Consider the following 17,249-nt stretch of genomic DNA (forward strand, 5'->3'; position numbering starts at 1 on the left):
CCTGTCTGGCGTCGTGTTAAGTTAAGAGCGAGGCGGTCAAGTTTTGAGTGCTCTATGCCCGAAACTGACCGCCTCAGCTGGTGTAGCGACTGGATAGACTTGGAGTTTATGGAGCGAGAGCGGACACCCGAGCAGATCGTTGAAGTGGGTATTCAGCTCCATCTTGCTGGTCTATCGCTTTCGAATACTAAACAATATCTTGAGATGGTGGGTGTCGAGAGGAGTCGAACGGCTATTCATAACTGGGTACAGAAGGCCGACCTACAGCCGGCCGGCGACGGGGCCCCGAATCAGATCGCGCTTGACGAAACGGTGATTCGGATCAACGACGAACGCCACTGGCTGTACGCTGCCGTCGATCCGCAAACCAATGAATTTCTCCACGCCAGGCTGTTTCAGACGAGAACCACGCAACTCACCGTGCTGTTTCTCCGCGAACTCCGCGACAAACAGCAGGTCGAACAGGCCACCTTCCTCGTCGATGATGCGGCCCATCTCAAAGCTGCACTCGACCGACTCGGCCTCCGATTTCAAAGGACTCGCCACGGAAATCGGAATGCCGTCGAACGTGTCTTTCGTGAAGTAAAACGACGTACATCTTCGTTTTCAAATACGTTCAGCAACGTCAAACTACCGACCGCGGAATCGTGGCTCCAAGCCTTCGCCGTCTGGTGGAATCGATGCCAAAGTTAACACGACCCCTGTCTGGGGTGAGGCATGGGGTTGCAGGTATCTAATTTAGGGGATCCATATCCAGTATCCCTTGGGGACCGAGAATGAACGGTTTCTCGGAATGTAGCCCTTCGCGAAGAGAGCGATAGCCAGACGCCCGACCACCTCGGTTACCCCACAGCACAGGGGTGTGTCATTCGTGGGGTAACTGATCTTCCTCTCTCTCGGTGACCTTTCTTCGGAAAGAGGGGTTCTAGAGTTCTGAGTCTCGGATGGAGACTCGCTGTGCTACAGGTCGCTACTGTTCGGGGGTCACCTTCCTACCAGTCATCACTGACACTTCAGACCGATCCTGTTCGACAGTCTCGACATTCTCCTGCGCCAGCCACCAGTCGGGGGTCCAGTCCGTGATCGGGAACACCCATCGTTCGCTCCCTCGCCAGTAGGCGATCGGGTTCTTCGGGACAGGTGTGCCAGTCGTCTTTGGACCAGTCCGCCGACGGTGTCTGGGTCGTCGTTCGTGGGTCGTCGCAGTCTCGGACGTGGCCGTGTCGTCCTCCGAGTCGTCGCCAGCTCGCTCCAGGATCGTGAGCTCACTGTCCCGACGGGTCTCGAAGGTCGCCTCGTCCCCGTATTAGACGGACTCAGAGATCTCTCTGCCGGGACGGATAGTATACTCACGCCCGGCTGTTCACGCCCTCAGCAGCAATTTATCCACCACAACGGGATAGGGCTATGACCGACGAATCATCGACCGATGGGTCGACAGCACGAGAACGCCTCGAAATGCACCTCGCACAGGCGCTCACTCGCGCACAGTCCCCCGACGTTCAACGCCACTTGGAGGCGGCGCTGGAGGAGTGCCGCCAGCTTCCGTCGACACCGTTGGTCGAGTGCCCGCTCTGCGGGAGGGTCGGCCTTCTGGAACGAGTCCAAAATCACTGCTGTACGGATCCTCCCGAGAGACTTGACCGATGACTATTGTTTCCGGTTGCTCAGAGACGAGATGGATTTTATCACTCCCAATGGGATGCGGGATGTTCGCCTTCAAATACCATCACGAACAGAGCGGGTCGTGCCGATGATCCGGACGAACGAGTTCGTCGTCGTTCCCCAATCCGAGGCGTACGAGGAACTCCTGTATCGGTTATTAGATGGTGCTGCGAGTCTCTGGAACCAGCTCACCTACGCTCGTCGACAGCGGTTCTTCGATGACGACGACATCTGGGAGGCAGACTGTTTCTACGACGAATACAAGGGGCTCCTCGGCTCCGCGACGACGGAGACAATGACCCGTGTCAATGATCGGGCGTGGCGGTCGTTTTTTGCCCGTAACGAAGGCGATCCGTCTGCCCAACCACCTGGCTACTGGGGAAACGAGGACGAGGGACGCGACCTCCAGATATTCCTGAAGAATCAAGCCTACACGCTCCAGTGGGGGCGGTACTCTCGAGTGGAACTCGCCATCGGCCGCGAAATCAAGCCCGAGTACGGGTTGACGCCCAACAAGCGCCCTCGAGTTCCCATTCGTGGCAATCCGACGTGGCGTGAGGGCAGACGAGGCGAACTCCAGATCACCTACGACGATCTCGCCGACGAGTTCCGAGCGTACCAGTCCGTGGTTGTCGATGCTCCTCCGACTCCCGGCCGGGACGACGGCGAGGCGGCGGCCTTCGATATCGGTGTCATCAATCTCGTTGCCTGTGCGACGACCGAGGGATCACAGTTCCTCTACGATGGTGGCGTCCCGTGGGAACAGTTCGAGGCGACCACTGACACGATATCGGAAGCCCAGTCGAAGCTCCCCGAGGGCCAGTATGTGAGCAAGCGGATTCGTCGGCTATACCGTCGTCGGAGTGCGCGCCGTGACCACAGCGTCGACGCACTTCTCCGCGACCTCATCGAACGGTTGACCGAGGCGGGCATCCGGACGATCTACGTCGGTGACCTCACTGGTGTGATCCAGCGTACTCGATTGAAGCGCACCAACCGGAAGCTCACGGAGTTCTGGGCACACCGTCGGTTCACCGACCGGCTTACAGACCTCTGTGAGGAACACGGGATCGCACTGTTGGAGGTCTCGGAGTTCGAATCCTCACAGGAGTGTCCTGACTGTGGGGCAGTGGCGGCGACGGATCGCAACCGGGAACGGCTTACCTGTCCTTGCGGGTACGATGGACACGCGGATCTGACGGCAGCCCGGACGTTGTTAGACCGAGAGCGAGCAGACCGACCACGGCTGATGGCGCAGCCCGTGCGGTTCAAGTGGGACAATCATCGGTGGCGTTCCACCACGGACGCTCCAGCGTGGGCAAATCCCAACGAGCAGCGTACGAACCCGTAAGTCGCCCGTGCGAGTGTGTCTTGACACGGGGAACTGTGGTGCTGGACTGCAGTGGACGTCAAAGATCGCGAATCGTATCTTCCTGCGGGTACTGGGCTGAATTCGACTAACCCTATGTTGAACCTGTGAGTATTACGGTATAGTTGAGCCTGTACGTACAATCGAGATATCTCAGGAATTACTCTACGGATACGCGATCACGATTGAGTTCTGCGTACTGTGGATAGTCTTCAAGGAATGCGTTCGCCATTAAGAATTCACTCGTACTCGCAATCACGTGTCGGGTTGACTCTCTTATCTGTAACGAGTTCTGAAATCGGACATGATCTCTATCGACTGACGATTTTGCAGGTAGGTGTCCGAACATCACCGGATCGCAAAACGCTATGGAGACTGTCGGAGATAGCGGGAAGTACACCTGAATCCCTTCCGATTGGAGGCCCAGGTTCCCATACGGACTGTGATCAAGATGGTTGTGACGGACAATTGGATGGTCCGAGGTCCAGTAAGGCATCTCGGTGTCATTGACGAATAGAATCCACTTCATCGAAAGAATGATCTCAGCCAGATCCCACGCGTTGTCCTGAATGAATTCTCGTTGGAACCGGCTGACCCCTTCCTCGGTATCGAGTTCCCGAATCTCTTCCATCTGTTCCTCCATCTCGTCAGTCATAGCTTCTCCCTCCAGCTGTTCACGGAGCTTCGACACCATCTCTCGGAACCTTTCGCGGTTTTCGCGTGTACGAAGTTCTTGAATAGCGATGGAATAGGCAATTGCACTCCGGTCGTTCTCATCTAACCCACCAAGATCCCCGTTACTGAGGAGAGAAGCGTATGCGTCACTGAACTCGCCTTCAATCGCGGCGAGTTGGGATTCAAACTCTTGTTCTGGATCTTCGGGAATGTCATAAAAGTAGTTCTCGCCACCAACGTTGGTGATTGAGGTCGTGAATTGTCTGCGGTTCGGCTTATCAAAGCAGTGAACGGTTGGTGTAGACGCGGAGGTGTCAGCAGCGAAGTTCCGAAGGTAGAATCGAGGGACATAGTGCTGCATCTTCACCCTGTTGCTCATGATAAGATCATATTCGGCTCAGGTATTTCAGGTTCCCGCCACCATGTGAACCGTTATCGAAAGCAGAATGTGACACTACTCACCTTACGCTGGGTATACAGATCATCGGAGTTCGGAAAGAGGGGTTACAGTTCTGAGTCCGTACTGGACTCTGGGTGCTACGATTCGCTACTGTTCGGGGGCTACCATGTCATCGCCTATTTGACTCTCACCGTGACCGTTGACCTCAAACTCGGCGGCGTCGGCACGTTCGAGGATGGTCAACGTACTGTCGCGGCGCGTTTCAAACGTCGCGGTGTCGTTGTACCATCCCTTCACGACTTCCTCACAGCGCACGAGGTCGCCGACTTGCAACTCGGGGAAGCGGTGTGAACGAATCAGCGTCCGGCCCCTCACGTCCGTCGGATCCGGGGTCGGTCGCGTCTCATCCCACTCGCTCTTCTTCCAAATTGCAAACTTGATCGATCCGGTGTCGTCCTGGAGTACGCCGGCCTGCTTGATTCCGGGATGCGTGTTCCCGAAGAGGATCGCCACGCGACCCTGCGTCGAGAATCGCCCCTTCGTCTGGCGGGTCGACATGTATCGGACGTTGCCGATCGTCTGGATGTTCCGGGGATCGTTCGCCTCGGCTTCGGCCTGTCTGAGGAGTGCACTCGCTGGCTCGACACCTCGGGAGACACGCTCTGCAAGCGCGATCGCGAGGGTGAGCGGTTGCTTGCGCACCTCGTGGACGTTCTCGAAGTCCTCACTCAGCAGCCGATTCGCCATCGTACAGACCTCGTCGTGCGTGTCCGAGTCCAGCTCGAGGAGTGGACGCAGACGCTCATCACGGGCCTGTTTGGCAGCCTCGGCGCGAGCCGCGGCGATCTCTGTCGTCAACGGGCGCTGCGCGGCGAGTTCGTCGAACCGGTTGTTCAGCCACTTCGCGTGTCCGACCAGTTCGATCTCGTCGCTGAGTTCGCCCGGGCGGCAGATTCCATCCGTGACGCGCTGCTTCTCGGCTTCCAGTGCGAGCGAGCGCTCGATGGACTCCAGTGACGTTCCGGCGAACTGCTCGGGTTCAGCGAGCAGGTCACCGAGACGGACGTACTCACCACCGGGCGTCAGGACCTCCAGGTCGGCGGTCTCGATGCCGGTCGTGGTGTCGTCGTCTTCGATGTCCTCCGGTCGGTCGTACGCCTGCAGGTCGTCGACAGCCGCGGAAACGGTCGTCTCCGGTGCAGCCGTTCGGGTCGCGGATTCATCGAGGCCACTGGCGACGCCAACGATCTGTTCGCCGGTCGGATCGACGAAGTTCGAGCTGGCGTTGCCGGGGGTCCAGGTCGCGAGGTCACCGGCCGCATCGGGCTCTAGGAGCGCGTCTGCGGGCTGGCCGTTCGCGTTGGTCCGGGCTCTCATGAGCTGGCCTCGCTCGGGAACGACGGGGTCACCGTCGGGGGTGTAGCCGTACAGTCCGTCGACGGGTTCCGCTCGCGTTCCGAAGTCGGTCTTCGCAGCCGTCCGCTCCGTGAAGCGCTCTCGATCCGCGTCGAGCTCCGTCGCGACGTCGGTGTCGCGGGAAGAGCCGTCTGCAGTCGCCTGGTCGACGATGGCCCAGAGCAACCCTGCCAGTCTGGTGACCAGCGTGGTCGTCTCGGCCGTGTCGGTCGAGCGGTGGCGCTCCTGTTCCTCCCGGTAGGTCCGGAAGTAGGGAGAGCGGCGGGCGTCGGTCCGCGAGTCTGCGGTCCCATGGGGGTCTTTGTGTGTCGTCGCCTCTACCGTCGCCGGTAGGTTCTTATCCTCGGTGTTGCTACTGTTCATTGGAATTGTACCAATTCCGTTCGTGAGGCTCTAGTCAGCCTCACTTCCAACACCGCGTAGCGACGCATAGGTGTATCGCCGCTAGAAGCCTCTACTCGCCCGAATTCGAGCTTTTCCCCACATTAATCCCACACCGACTACCGTCAGCAAGCACGGCTCGTTGGTTCTCTCTCACTTACAGAATCTCATGCCGTTTCGAGGCAGAGCCCTCGGCCTCAAGGAGCGAGGGCTTCCGATACGTCGGAACCACGACGCGAGTAGGCCCGGGAGGAAGCCGACACTCCGCGACACAAACCACGGTACAGTAGCCGCCCGACTTCCGGATTATTAAGTACCCATCGACACACATCTGAAGTATGGAGGTCAGACGTACCGCGCCGGTCAAACTCGTCGTTCCCGACGAGTGTCACGAGGACCTCCACGAAACTGCCGAGCAATTTCTCTACTGCGCCAATGAGGCCAGTGACTACTGTTGGGACAACACCGACTACGAAGACTGCATCACTTCGAATACGAAAGCCAGAGACGCACTCTACGACCGTCTCCGCGAGGAAACCGACCTGACGGCAAACCTCGTCCAAGAAGCCATCCGTCGCGCTGTTCACGCTGTCGATAGCGGTGTTGATCGCTGGAAGAAGGGCAAACGGACGAACAAGCCAGCGTTCACATCGTGGAGTATGGTCTACGACAAACGCAGTGCCACGTTCTATCGGAACAAGATCTCGCTCTCGACGGTGAACGGACGCATTGAGTGTGAGTTTGAACTCCCAGCAGATAGTCCAACACCATACGAGGAGTACGTGCTGTCCGAAGAGTACGAATTTCGGACGAGTACACTCCAGTACGACCAAGCTGCTGACGAATTTTACTTCCACGTCAAAACACGGAAAGTAACTGACGAAGGCGAGGCTGTTGAAATTGAGGAGTCCGACGGTACTGAGCACCAGACAGTCCTCGGTGTCGACCTCGGTGTAAACAGTCTCGCCGTCGCCAGCACGGGCACGTTCTGGAGTGGTGACGAGTACGACCACTGGATACAAGAGTTCGAGAAACGTCGGACGGAGATGCAACAGCGCGGTACGCAGGCCGCCCACAACGCTCTGCTTCGGCTTGGAAAGCGTGAACGAGCATGGCGAAAACAGTACATCCACACGGTTGCCAATGAGATTGTCTCGGAGACGGTTGAACACGAGTGTGACGTAATCGTGTTCGAGGAGTTGACTGATATCCGAGAGCGACTGCCTCAGGCTGACTGGCATCATATCTGGGCGTTCCGCCGCCTCGTCGAGTACGTTGAGTACAAAGCTCCAGAACGCGGTGTCACTGTTGAGAAGGTGGAACCAGACCACACGAGCCAGCGGTGTTCCCACACCAACTGTGGTTTCACTCACGAAGCCAATCGGGATGGCGAGCAGTTCCGGTGTCTAAAGTGTGGGTACGAACTCAATGCGGACTATAACGGCGCGAAAAACATCGGGTTACGGTATATGCGCAAGCGACAGCACAGCCTGCGTTCCTCGCCCACGTCGGGGAGCGTAGACGCACCAGTAGACGTGCGTATAAATGGTGGGACGTTGAACGGCGACGGCTATCGGCCACCCGCCGAGAGTTGATCGCCGGGAGTCCACATCAAAACTCCTCCCTCAAGGACCGAGGCGCGTATGCGCTGAGGGAGTAGGGAGGGGTAGTTTACAGAGTTCGCTGTGGCTGTATGCGTAGAGGATGACACCTACTGACCCGTGAACTTCGATGTCCTCCTCCTGTGCAGTCTTCCAAGCGTCCAAGTCGTCGGTCAATAGCACGGCATTTCGATCCGCACACAGCACCAGCGCGGCCGTCTCACCAGAATCGAGGTGCGGATACGTCGCGTCGTCATACTCGACTTGCTCGACGGTGAACTCCAATTCCGAGGTGTCTGTCGAGTCGCGTTCGAGTTCTGTGAGGACCGTCTCTAGGATACAAATTTCTCCGACCAACTCAAGCAAATGCAATACATCGGCTTCGGCCAGATGAATCCGCGGCCCTGTATCGGTGACAACGAGTCTGCTCAAGCGTGGAGGCCCCACTCCACGTCTTCTTCGATCGCGTCGCGAGCGGAGTCGACTTGGTCGACAACATCTGCGCCGAGTTCGTCGACCGCCTCCTCACGTGTGAGGTCGCCATCGAGGTATCGGCTGATAATCATATCGCGGTAGAGCGCCTCGACGCCCGTCTCGACGGCCTGTTGAATCACCTCGGATTCATCGATGCCGAGGTGTTGGGCGAGTTCCCGCACTCGGTCGGAGACGCTATCGGTTGCCATATGCCCGTGTTAGGACCCAACCGGTATAACTGTCATAGCGATAGTGACGGCCTATGTGGGGTAACACTCCCGTGATTAGAACCGAGTCCCCCGGAAAAGTCCATTAATTTGGCACCAGCCACTACGAGATGGCACGAGGTGGATTCGATGACTGGCGACGAGTAGACGGTACGGATACAGACTGGATGTTTTCAACTTGCCCTGAGGTCTGGAACGGTGACGCCGAGTGGTGGATTCACTGCTCACCCGGACGGGTTCGAGGCCGAGTTCATGGACAAGCCCGCTTCATGAATCATTACATGCGAACATCTTATGTTCCATGAGACGCTACATCCACACAACATCAGGAGGGTCAGGATGAGTAGCAACGACACCAAACACGTCCAAACTGAGTTGAACGAGGAGGAGTACGAGCGATTTCGGGAGTTCGCTGAGGAACACGGACTGTCGCTCAAAGAAGCCAGTCACGAGGCGTTGATTGAGTGGGTCGAACGCCAGCAACAGGCCAATCCGAATGATGCAGCCTTTACGGTTCTCGATGATCTCGATGATTCGTCGCTCCCACGGACGGCACAGACAGACGCCAGAGAAGAAGACGATCTCGTTGACGAGTGGCACGGCAACGATGAATCGTTCGTTCTCGCTGAGGACCCGCCTCGAACTCCTAACTCTGATGGCAGACCCAGTTGAGACACCGATTGGGACGGTCACTGCTGAACATTTTCGACCGGGTTCGATTCGTCATCAGGCCGTCTGTGGCCCGAAGTTTCTCTATGCGCTGTTCAATCCGCAGGATCAGATGCATCCCGTCTCACGTGCATTCATGGATTTTGTCCGCGACGGCGACCTCCCATATCGGCGACTGGTCGTGAACGACCATATCGTCGACGAAGCTGCTACCCGACTCAAAAAACAGGCATCGATGCGAAACGCTGCGACGTTTCTGACGACGCTCGATAAGAGTGATCTCTATCAACTCGAATCAGTTACTCCAGAGGTATTCAGTGATGCGACAGACACGTTCATCGAGTGGACCGACCTCGATGCATCCTTGACTGACTTCATCGTCGCGTCACACATGGCCGAGCTAGAGGTTGATCACATCCTCACGTACGACCGGCATTATGACGCCTTCGACGTGACGACGCTCCCCTATCGGAGACACGAGTGAGAGCTATGACTGAATCTGCACAGCATTTAGCAGAGAACTACACCTACGCAGTCTTCTAGAACTACATCAGTGAATCACCGGGCTATGCTGGCAAGGTGATAGTTGCCATCTATGCTTATCCTTCAATCCACGACACCTACATCTGGAACGACAACGACGAAATCGAACTTGTCCAACCGGAGAGCGCCAAGACTGGAGGTGATGAACAGTGAAAGAAGAACAAGTACCGGACGACAGCAGCGATACATTATCGTTAGACGAGAGCAACGAGTTGTACGGTTACGGAGTGTTCAACGTCCACGCCAACTGTTTCGTTGACCTGCCGGAACCGATGAGTGGAAGACCGAGTACGCCCGACCACGTCACCAAGGACGATCCTGAAGGACTTCTTGACAAGGTAACGCACGACCACAGGCTTGATTCAGTAAGTCATCTCAGGATTGTTGAAATCCGTTTAGCGAACGAAGCCGACAGAAAGGCAGCCAGAGAAGTGAAAGGTCAGTGAATCCTTACGAAGAAGCCTACCCGGACGAAGTGGAAAACTGGAAGAAGACTTCAACCACTCCTTCAAGGCTTGGGAGGACGGGAAGCTCTCCCGCCCCGGTCTTGCCGAGGAAGTCCTCTTCCCAGAGATCACGCCGAAACCGGTTGACTTCGTTTAGTGCGATGATATCGGGGCATTCAGCGTTTTCGTCGATATACTGGAGCTGGTTTTCAATCCGTTCAATTGGTGTGTGGTAGGGAAACGCTCCTTGAACGTTCCACGACAACACGTTCATTCGCGTGGGTTCAAACACCGGCTCCATAATGGTTAGGTAGGTGACTCTTGAGCGCTTCAGCAGTTATGTCGCTAAAATTCTAAACTGACTCCGTGGAAATCCCTGTCAATCCTATACGGGATCTGAGTTAGGGATTGCAAACTCCGAGCGAAGGTCTCCATCATCGTCGAAGTTGGCAAACAGGGTTCCGTTCGGCATTCGAGCAATTCGGACAGTATGGTAGATATCGGCACAAGAAGGTACAGTGTTAGCACAGAACATCGTCGCTGCCGTTGCTGCCAGAATTCCGCTCGTGAACCACATTACTATGACACAGAGAATGCTCAACAAAACGAATGGAGTGATTAGTGTCAAAATGTTCTCTCTCCGGGTAATGCTCTCTGCGTAGATCACTATGCTCGGGTTCTTCAATCCTAAATGGCTTCTCCACTCAAACCGCGGATTATAGCCCTCGAGTGCTGAGACAGCATAGTGAACCCCCTCATGCAAAGCAATAATCACGGAACCAGAAGCAAGTAGCCAGATAACGAGTGCGAGAAGAACACCAAGCAAGAAGGCGATAGGATATTCAGTAAGACCGAGTCTGTTCCCGAATTCAATACTCATAGCCGAAAATTCTGACGCACCTTCCACTAATTCCGACCGTGTTAAAACAACGACTGGTAGGGTTAGCACCAGCGCGATCCCGACTATCAGCTTGTTATCGATTTCGTAAGGTCTCGGGTTAGTATACCCAGTTGGTGGCCAGCTCTCAGACACTACCGATCATACGACATAATGAAATATAGGCATTTTCCCAATGACTCCGCAGAACTAGATTAGTAGTCAAGTCGTTCATATCTACAAACCGGCTCATTCACTTTACTTGGAAGAAGGAGATGTGGTCCGCTGGAGATGAAGTTCAACCGTCGTCCCGGACGACCCTGCAGTTACGTCGATCTCACCGTCAAGGTTGGTTATTATCCAGTATACAAGCGCGAGTCCAAGACCGCTCCCGTGGTCTAATGCTGTCTCACTCGCACCGGTGAGGATTCGGCGTTCACTTGCAGGTAGTCCAGAGCCCTCATCCTCGATCTGCACCGTCGTTTGATCGGACCTGCGATAGACATCCACCGCTATTGCCGGGTTACTTCCGGTGTGTTTGGCCGCATTCGATAGTAGTTCGGAAACTGCATCTGAAAGCTGTGGAGCTGCAAATGAATTGGCTTCCTCAGGGATATCGAGTGAGATGTTCACTGAAGGGTGTTCATCACGAACCTCGGTGACCGCCTCATTTACTAACGGAACGATATCCATCGGCCGTGCGACTGGAACGGAGCGCGTCAACTCTTCCAACTCCCGGCTTTTTTCCGCGAGAGAAAGCAACTCCGTACTCGCCGATTCGATGGTTGAGGCAAACCCGTTTTCCTCTCCGGACGTACGCTCTTTCAGCAGTTGCGCGTTCCCCTGAACGACATTTAACTCGTTCCGGAGGTTGTGGCGGAGCACGCGATTGAGCACCGAAATCAAACGGTTCCGATTGCTGAGGTCCTTTTCATACTGAGATTCTTCGAGTACCTTCCGAAGCACCTGCCCGGCTAACTCTATGAAAATGAGTTCAGCATCAGAGAAGGGCTCTTCCCGTGTCTCCGGATCGACGAAGCAGATCGTCCCGTATGGCTCACCGAATACATCAATGCGTATCCCAAGGTAGGTATCCAGCTGATGGAGCTGATACGCGGGGTCGTCAGCCCAGCCCTGATTGCCAGCGTCGTGTAACGCAAGCGGTGTAGACTGTTGAATTGTCCGACGGCAGTACGAATCACTTAGCTTTGCGGTGAGACCATCTGGATATGGGCCATCAGGCGAGTCCGTTGAGCCAATGACTTCCCACCGGTTCTCCTCTTCGTCAATATCGGTGATGTGTCCATGTTCGATGCCGAGATAGTTCGCCCCGAGTTCAACCACACGGTCTATCGCCTGTTTTCGGGACTGGTGTTGATGCAAGAGCGCATAGAGTTCGCTCCGCGCTTCCTCATCAGTAAGAGAACCGGAACTCTCGGTGTGGTTCACTGAAGAGCTCTCCCTGCTATTCAACAGTGGCGTCAGACAAATAAGACTAGCCCCGATGGCGACAGCATGCGGTTCACATCAGCTTCAGGAGTGAATGCCGTGAGAGATATGCGTCCTATATCCAGCACGGACAATACCGACCTCACCTACCACTGTCAGAAGTAACATGCGAGAAACAGAGACTATAGCAATCACTGGATTTCGACGCCAGTAAACTCAAATCGCGTGCCACCGGACTCGCTTTCAGTCAGAGCGATGTCCCACCCATGTGCTTCCGCGAGCCGCTGTACGATAGCTAATCCAAATCCAGTTCCATCAGACGCAGATGAGTACCCTGGATCAAAGACCGCATCCTGTTCACCTTCAGGAATGCCCGGCCCATCATCTTCAAAGTAGATCGAATGTTCGTCTGCCTGGCCGATCCGAACAGTAACATCGTCTCCACCGTGTTCGACGGCATTGCGAAGCAGGTTCTCACAGATGTGCCGTACTCGGTCGGGATCCGCACGGATCGTGATGTCGTCTTCAATTTCCAACGTGGCTTCGGAGGTGTCAACCATCTCCCAACACTTGCCAATCGTACTCACGAAGTTGACCGGTTCCATCTCGCCTACTCGTTGACCGTTACGAGCGAGCGTCAGGGTATCCTCAACGATCTCTTCCATCCGATCCAATGCAGTCTGTAGTGAATCGATATGTTCGCTCTCGCATTCCTGTTCAAGGAGTGCTGCTCGACCTTGCGCGACGTTCAGCGGGTTCCGCAAATCATGTGAGACAACGCTGGTAAACTCATCGAGCTGCTCGTTCTGGCGCTGGAGTTCACGTTGCCGACGGAGCCGCTCCGAGATATTCCGGAATACGCCGTGGAAGAGCGGCTGGTCCTCCTCTGTGTCTTCGATAGCCCACGCATTGATCTCGATTGGGATCTGGTCGCCATCAGCCGTGACTGCGAACACGGGTGATCCATCGTCAAATTGGGAAATGACCGCTGGTTGCCGCTCAGAATGCGTTTCGAAGAGGTGTTCATACCGCTCCCGTTCGTCGGCCGGGTGGAGAGCAAGTATGTCCATCGAGCGTAACTCCTCTTGCGTGTAGCCGAAGAACTCTTCAGCCGCTTGATTTACCTCAACGATATCGCCCGTCTCGGGGTTAGCAATCACAATCGCATCCGGCGAACTTTTGATGAGTCCCCGGAGATTCGAATCTTCCCTTGCATCAGGAGACATGGACTACGTTGCTGTTGAGTACGGTCACGTATAAAATGTCAAATTGAAATCGCTGATAAGCACCATCCCGCTGAATATGTGCTGTGGATCCAGCACGTACCGAATTATCTCCTCAGTAGCTGTCAGGATAGCGTGCTGCATAGAGCGAGTGTAATCAGCAGCCCGCCATCGTTCATTTCAATCCGCAAAACGACGAACTAGCCGTTCAGTAGGTGTGCGGAGGTCACCATCAGTCGTCAGCGGCATACAGGGTGTCACGCCAGCTCCGCAGCCGAACCCGTTCATCTCGAACGTGGAAGAACCGGCCGACAAGGATCAGGAGTGCGGCGAGAACGACTGCCACAGGGACCCAGAGGAAGAGTCCGATCGCTCCGCCGAGGAAGAGGCTGGACCCTTCCGCGACAGCTGCCTGCCGTCCGGCGGCAAGCTGTGACCCGTACAGGATAACAGGTTTCAGTAGCACCTGAACGGCCAGCACGTAGCACCCGACCCCGAGGACTGCACTCGGCGTCTGCTTGTACGAGTAGTACGCCAAGGTTGCGGCTCCCACAACGAGGAACGCCCACACCATCAGATGCAGATCGTAGACGGTTACCTGAACGCCGAGTGTGTTCCAGGCGGCGAACAGGGCGTTCAGAAGCGCCATCAACATCACGGTGGAGACAACGAGTGCACTCCGTTCTCTGAGCCGTCGCGTCAGGAAAATCGAGTCACTCCCCGATCTCGAATCCTGAGCCATACATAGTTGTAACGACCGAGAATCATAAATTTCTACGACTGTTCTCGATTCTGGTAACCCGTGTAATGGCGCTATGGACATGTCTCCCGTGGCAGGACAGTTGTGGGTATTGGACTCGCCGCGTGCGGTCTCACCGTTCTTCGAGGACGATCTCGCGGGCGTCGGCGACAAGCCCATGGGCTTCACTCATCGCATCGGCATCGAGCGCAACGACAGCGCCGACACCATCGGCGAGAACGAAATTCATCTCGACGACGTTCTCGAAGCACTTCACGTGACAGGTCAGGTCGCCGTGACCCTCGGAGAAGAGATTACCGTAGAAAGAGGTCGACAGTGATTCCATCCGTGAGTCATCGATCGCTCGTTCGATCTCGCGATCCGTATACTGATCGTCGATGTCCTCCCGGAGATACACCAGTTCGAACGTGGAGTGTTCGTATTTAACGATGCTCCGGAGGTGCTCGCCCGCCTGCTGTGTGAAGAATTCCTCGAGGCGGGACGCCATGTGTGTCGCCATCTCCTATTCCCGTGTTATCTATTGGCTGTATATAGTATTGATGGGGCGACACCTCTACCGATCCTGACAGTCATCTTCGGGACGTAGGACCGATCGAGTTAGGCGATCCGGCGACTGGTGTCAATCTGTACTCGGTCAGTCAACAGGAGATCAATGGGCTCCCGACTCGCCCGGGAGTACCGCGATTTGGTTACCAGCAGCCGGTGTTTGATTTCACGGGACAGCGTCAGAAGTTCCAGCTGCCAGACCTGGTCGGCTCGACTGAGCGTGAGGTCTCGTCGAGCCGGTGGAGCGGTCGAAGTCGGGCAGTGAAGGATACCAGTGCTCTCGGTCCGGTCGAGTTCGCGTTTGAACGCGTCGAGAAAGGCTAGATAGGAGTCCCGTGATTCGGTTTCGAGGGATGTCGTGCGGTCGAGAATGACGAACGACTCGGCCGGGATCGGGTCTACAGACTCCGGAAACTCCTCGAGAAGGGCCGACACATCCCGCTGGGTGACTGTGAAGTCGTCGATGGACGTCGAACTGGACTCAGCCCATCGCTCGACCTCATCCGGGGGACGATACGTTGACACGAACGTGGTTCGCCGGGTCTGGACCAGTTGTTTGAGGAGGAGTTCGCTTTGCGAGTGTGATGGCGCGACGATGGCGAGGAGCGACCCTGCTGGGAGCCCACCATCGATACACCGATCGAGAAACGGCAACCCTGTCGAGTAGCGTCGTGTCGATGGCACCATACCGATCTGTGTGCGTCCCAGACCTGTATATCATCCCATTGGAAGCATCCGTCTCGTGACGTAAGGCTCCGGATAGGAGGCCTTCATCACGGGATAGGCCACGTTTCAACCATTAGTACCTCTTCAAGCTCCGTCAAGGTCACCAGATGCACCCAGGTATAGAAAGGCCGGTACATCTATGCGAAATCACACGACTCCAAGAAAGTCCCAACAATTTCAGAAACATTATGAAAATATATGGCATTTATATGGGAGCAATAACGAGATTGACTATGGTTAGCACGCTCGGCACACAGCTGGGTGCGTTGTCCCACCGCCCACAGCGACGGCTGTTAGTAGAGTTACTTTACGCGAATCCCCAAGACGATACGCCTGTCGACGACGATGAACCGAAACCGAAAGACGAGGAGTTGGAGCTCCTTCTTGATTTTCGGCACTATCACCTACCTGAGCTGGAGGATAAGGGGCTCATCGACTACGATCGAGAGAACAACGTTATCACAAAAGGTCCAAATTTCGAAGAAATCAAACCGGTTCTGGAGCTCATTGAGAAGTATTCGGACGAACTCCCTGACGACTGGTTGTAGGTGAGCACCGCTCCACCGACTTCCGATACAGATATCGATCTGATCAGCTTCTATCCAGATGGACCTCAGCGGTAAATACACGTTCAGGATCCATCACGCTACCAGAAACGCATCTACCAGTTGGAGTGATCCAAAAAGAGCGACTTATTCCTAGACACGTCATTCACAGCTACTGACGGATTCTACCAGCATGTCTAATGACAAGGGTTCGCAGACGGACAGACTCCGTAACTTGGTACCATGTATTATGCTTCCAGCTGAATTTGTCTACGAAAGACATGAATCAGACGCGAAACAGCCACGGGTTTGACGCGTTGTCAGCATTCAGTATCACAGTTATCTATGCTGTGGTTAGCGGAGGCTGGATCGCATTTTCCGACAGATTACTCGCAGTACTGGTAGCAGACCAAGAGTTGTATACGCAGCTTCAAACAGGGAAAGGCTGGGCGTTCGTCGCTGCCTCCTCTCTCCTCATCTACGTCTTGATGTCTCGCCGGGAGGCAGAGTTAGCCGAACAGAACAGCCAGGTGGAACAGCGTTGCAGCAGATCGAGGTCTTACACAGGATTCTCCGCCACAATCTACGGAACTCCTGCAACGTCGTCAAAGGACACGTCAAACTACTGGAGGACTACGAAATGTTATCCGATGACAAGAAAATCCAAATCATCAAGGAGAACGTCGACAGCTTAATCGAGTTAAGTGAGAAATCAAGGCATCTACGAAACATTGTTCTTAACGGAGAGAATGCGGTGGAACCCGTTGACCTGGTTTCACTACTCAATAATTGTGTTGAGAGCCTCAAAGAGGAGTACCCGGATGTGGAGGTGCATCAACAGGTTACAGGTGAACGTGTTGTCCGCGCTCACAACCAGATAGATACTGCGATAGATGAGTTATTGGAGAATGCTGTCAAGCACAACGACTCCAAGAACCCGCAGATCTGGATTTCAGTTCAATCAGATGCTGAAGGCACAATCGACTTAGATATAGCGGATAATGGATCTGGAATCCCAGAGGTAGAACGAGAAGTCGTAGAGTTGGGTGAGGAGAAACCGTTGTTTCACTCCCAAGGGATCGGGTTGTGGGTGGTGAGAGCTGCAATCATCGAGTCCGGCGGCGAACTCCGTATTATCGACAACGAGCCCACCGGTTCGATCGTCCGAATCACGCTGCCGAAAGCCGCTCCCGCTTAAAACAACTACTCCTTGTTTTTGGCTAATCAACTCCCAGACTTCGGTCAATACAGACAACA

19 protein-coding genes and 1 pseudogene are annotated in these 17,249 nt (G+C 55.2%); 9 read left to right on the forward strand and 11 right to left on the reverse strand.

Annotated elements, in window-relative coordinates; genetic code table 11:
- Positions 1-54: 54 nt before the first annotated feature.
- Positions 55-693 (forward strand): IS6 family transposase, encoded by a 639-nt coding sequence (locus NL112_RS20395; protein WP_255152638.1) that lies wholly within the window; start codon positions 55-57, stop codon positions 691-693.
- Positions 694-1,753: 1,060 nt separating this feature from the next.
- A complete protein-coding gene (locus NL112_RS20400) occupies positions 1,754-3,016 on the forward strand; it encodes an RNA-guided endonuclease InsQ/TnpB family protein (protein WP_255152639.1) in 1,263 nt (420 codons plus the stop codon).
- Between the two features lie 178 nt (positions 3,017-3,194).
- Here NL112_RS20400 and NL112_RS20405 read toward each other — a convergent pair whose 3' ends face one another.
- Together NL112_RS20405 and NL112_RS20410 are read right to left on the reverse strand one after the other, a co-directional pair.
- Positions 3,195-4,088: a DUF4238 domain-containing protein gene (locus NL112_RS20405; RefSeq protein WP_255152640.1), complete on the reverse strand. Its 894-nt coding sequence runs from the start codon at positions 4,086-4,088 to the stop codon at positions 3,195-3,197.
- Between the two features lie 168 nt (positions 4,089-4,256).
- Positions 4,257-5,888, reverse strand: a complete 1,632-nt coding sequence (locus NL112_RS20410; RefSeq protein ID WP_255152641.1) for a hypothetical protein — start codon at positions 5,886-5,888, stop codon at positions 4,257-4,259.
- A 356-nt stretch (positions 5,889-6,244) separates the two neighbouring features.
- Between NL112_RS20410 and NL112_RS20415 the strand changes: the two genes are divergently transcribed.
- The gene (locus NL112_RS20415; RefSeq protein WP_255152642.1) at positions 6,245-7,501 is read left to right on the forward strand and encodes an RNA-guided endonuclease InsQ/TnpB family protein; all 1,257 of its coding nucleotides are present in this window, start codon (positions 6,245-6,247) and stop codon (positions 7,499-7,501) included.
- A 30-nt stretch (positions 7,502-7,531) separates the two neighbouring features.
- Here NL112_RS20415 and NL112_RS20420 read toward each other — a convergent pair whose 3' ends face one another.
- A complete protein-coding gene (locus NL112_RS20420; RefSeq protein ID WP_255152643.1) occupies positions 7,532-7,939 on the reverse strand; it encodes a PIN domain-containing protein in 408 nt (135 codons plus the stop codon).
- Entirely contained in the window at positions 7,936-8,190 is a 255-nt protein-coding gene (locus NL112_RS20425) for a hypothetical protein (RefSeq protein WP_255152644.1), read from the reverse strand. The genes NL112_RS20420 and NL112_RS20425 overlap by 4 nt, the downstream gene beginning before the upstream one ends.
- A 177-nt stretch (positions 8,191-8,367) precedes the next feature.
- Between NL112_RS20425 and NL112_RS20430 the strand changes: the two are divergent.
- The 4 genes and pseudogenes from NL112_RS20430 to NL112_RS20445 all read left to right on the forward strand — a co-directional run.
- A pseudogene (locus NL112_RS20430) lies at positions 8,368-8,481 on the forward strand (zinc ribbon domain-containing protein); the annotation flags it as partial.
- 66 nt (positions 8,482-8,547) lie between these two features.
- Complete coding sequence (locus NL112_RS20435) at positions 8,548-8,880, forward strand: hypothetical protein (RefSeq protein ID WP_255152645.1); 333 nt, start codon at positions 8,548-8,550, stop codon at positions 8,878-8,880.
- Positions 8,864-9,361, forward strand: a complete 498-nt coding sequence (locus NL112_RS20440) for a type II toxin-antitoxin system VapC family toxin (protein WP_255152646.1) — start codon at positions 8,864-8,866, stop codon at positions 9,359-9,361. The genes NL112_RS20435 and NL112_RS20440 overlap by 17 nt, the downstream gene beginning before the upstream one ends.
- Positions 9,362-9,569: 208 nt before the next feature.
- Entirely contained in the window at positions 9,570-9,866 is a 297-nt protein-coding gene (locus NL112_RS20445) for a hypothetical protein (RefSeq protein ID WP_255152647.1), read from the forward strand.
- 16 nt (positions 9,867-9,882) lie between these two features.
- Here the strand turns inward: NL112_RS20445 and NL112_RS20450 are convergent, their stop codons facing one another.
- The 7 genes from NL112_RS20450 to NL112_RS20480 form a co-directional block, all read right to left on the reverse strand.
- The gene (locus NL112_RS20450; protein ID WP_255152648.1) at positions 9,883-10,140 is read right to left on the reverse strand and encodes a hypothetical protein; all 258 of its coding nucleotides are present in this window, start codon (positions 10,138-10,140) and stop codon (positions 9,883-9,885) included.
- Positions 10,141-10,251: 111 nt separating this feature from the next.
- Positions 10,252-10,899 carry a DUF3267 domain-containing protein gene (locus tag NL112_RS20455; protein ID WP_255152649.1) on the reverse strand — a complete coding sequence of 216 codons (648 nt, stop codon included), beginning with the start codon at positions 10,897-10,899 and terminating at the stop codon, positions 10,252-10,254.
- A 102-nt stretch (positions 10,900-11,001) separates the two neighbouring features.
- On the reverse strand, positions 11,002-12,192 hold the full coding sequence (locus NL112_RS20460; protein WP_255152651.1) for a GAF domain-containing sensor histidine kinase: 1,191 nt from the start codon (positions 12,190-12,192) through the stop codon (positions 11,002-11,004).
- A 191-nt stretch (positions 12,193-12,383) separates the two neighbouring features.
- Positions 12,384-13,418, reverse strand: a complete 1,035-nt coding sequence (locus tag NL112_RS20465; protein WP_255152653.1) for a sensor histidine kinase — start codon at positions 13,416-13,418, stop codon at positions 12,384-12,386.
- A gap of 229 nt (positions 13,419-13,647) precedes the next feature.
- Positions 13,648-14,157, reverse strand: coding sequence for a hypothetical protein (locus NL112_RS20470; RefSeq protein WP_255152655.1), 510 nt, complete (start codon positions 14,155-14,157; stop codon positions 13,648-13,650).
- A 130-nt stretch (positions 14,158-14,287) separates the two neighbouring features.
- Positions 14,288-14,662: a DUF7522 family protein gene (locus NL112_RS20475; RefSeq protein ID WP_255152657.1), complete on the reverse strand. Its 375-nt coding sequence runs from the start codon at positions 14,660-14,662 to the stop codon at positions 14,288-14,290.
- Between the two features lie 110 nt (positions 14,663-14,772).
- On the reverse strand, positions 14,773-15,408 hold the full coding sequence (locus tag NL112_RS20480) for an RAD55 family ATPase (RefSeq protein WP_255152659.1): 636 nt from the start codon (positions 15,406-15,408) through the stop codon (positions 14,773-14,775).
- Between the two features lie 272 nt (positions 15,409-15,680).
- Between NL112_RS20480 and NL112_RS20485 the strand changes: the two genes are divergently transcribed.
- Positions 15,681-15,995 (forward strand): DUF7344 domain-containing protein, encoded by a 315-nt coding sequence (locus NL112_RS20485; protein ID WP_255152661.1) that lies wholly within the window; start codon positions 15,681-15,683, stop codon positions 15,993-15,995.
- 538 nt (positions 15,996-16,533) lie between these two features.
- Positions 16,534-17,190 carry a sensor histidine kinase gene (locus NL112_RS20490; protein ID WP_255152663.1) on the forward strand — a complete coding sequence of 219 codons (657 nt, stop codon included), beginning with the start codon at positions 16,534-16,536 and terminating at the stop codon, positions 17,188-17,190.
- Positions 17,191-17,249: the final 59 nt, after the last annotated feature.

It is taken from the genome of Halorarius halobius (genome assembly GCF_024298865.1).
GTDB classification, from domain to species: domain Archaea; phylum Halobacteriota; class Halobacteria; order Halobacteriales; family Haloarculaceae; genus Halorarius; species Halorarius halobius.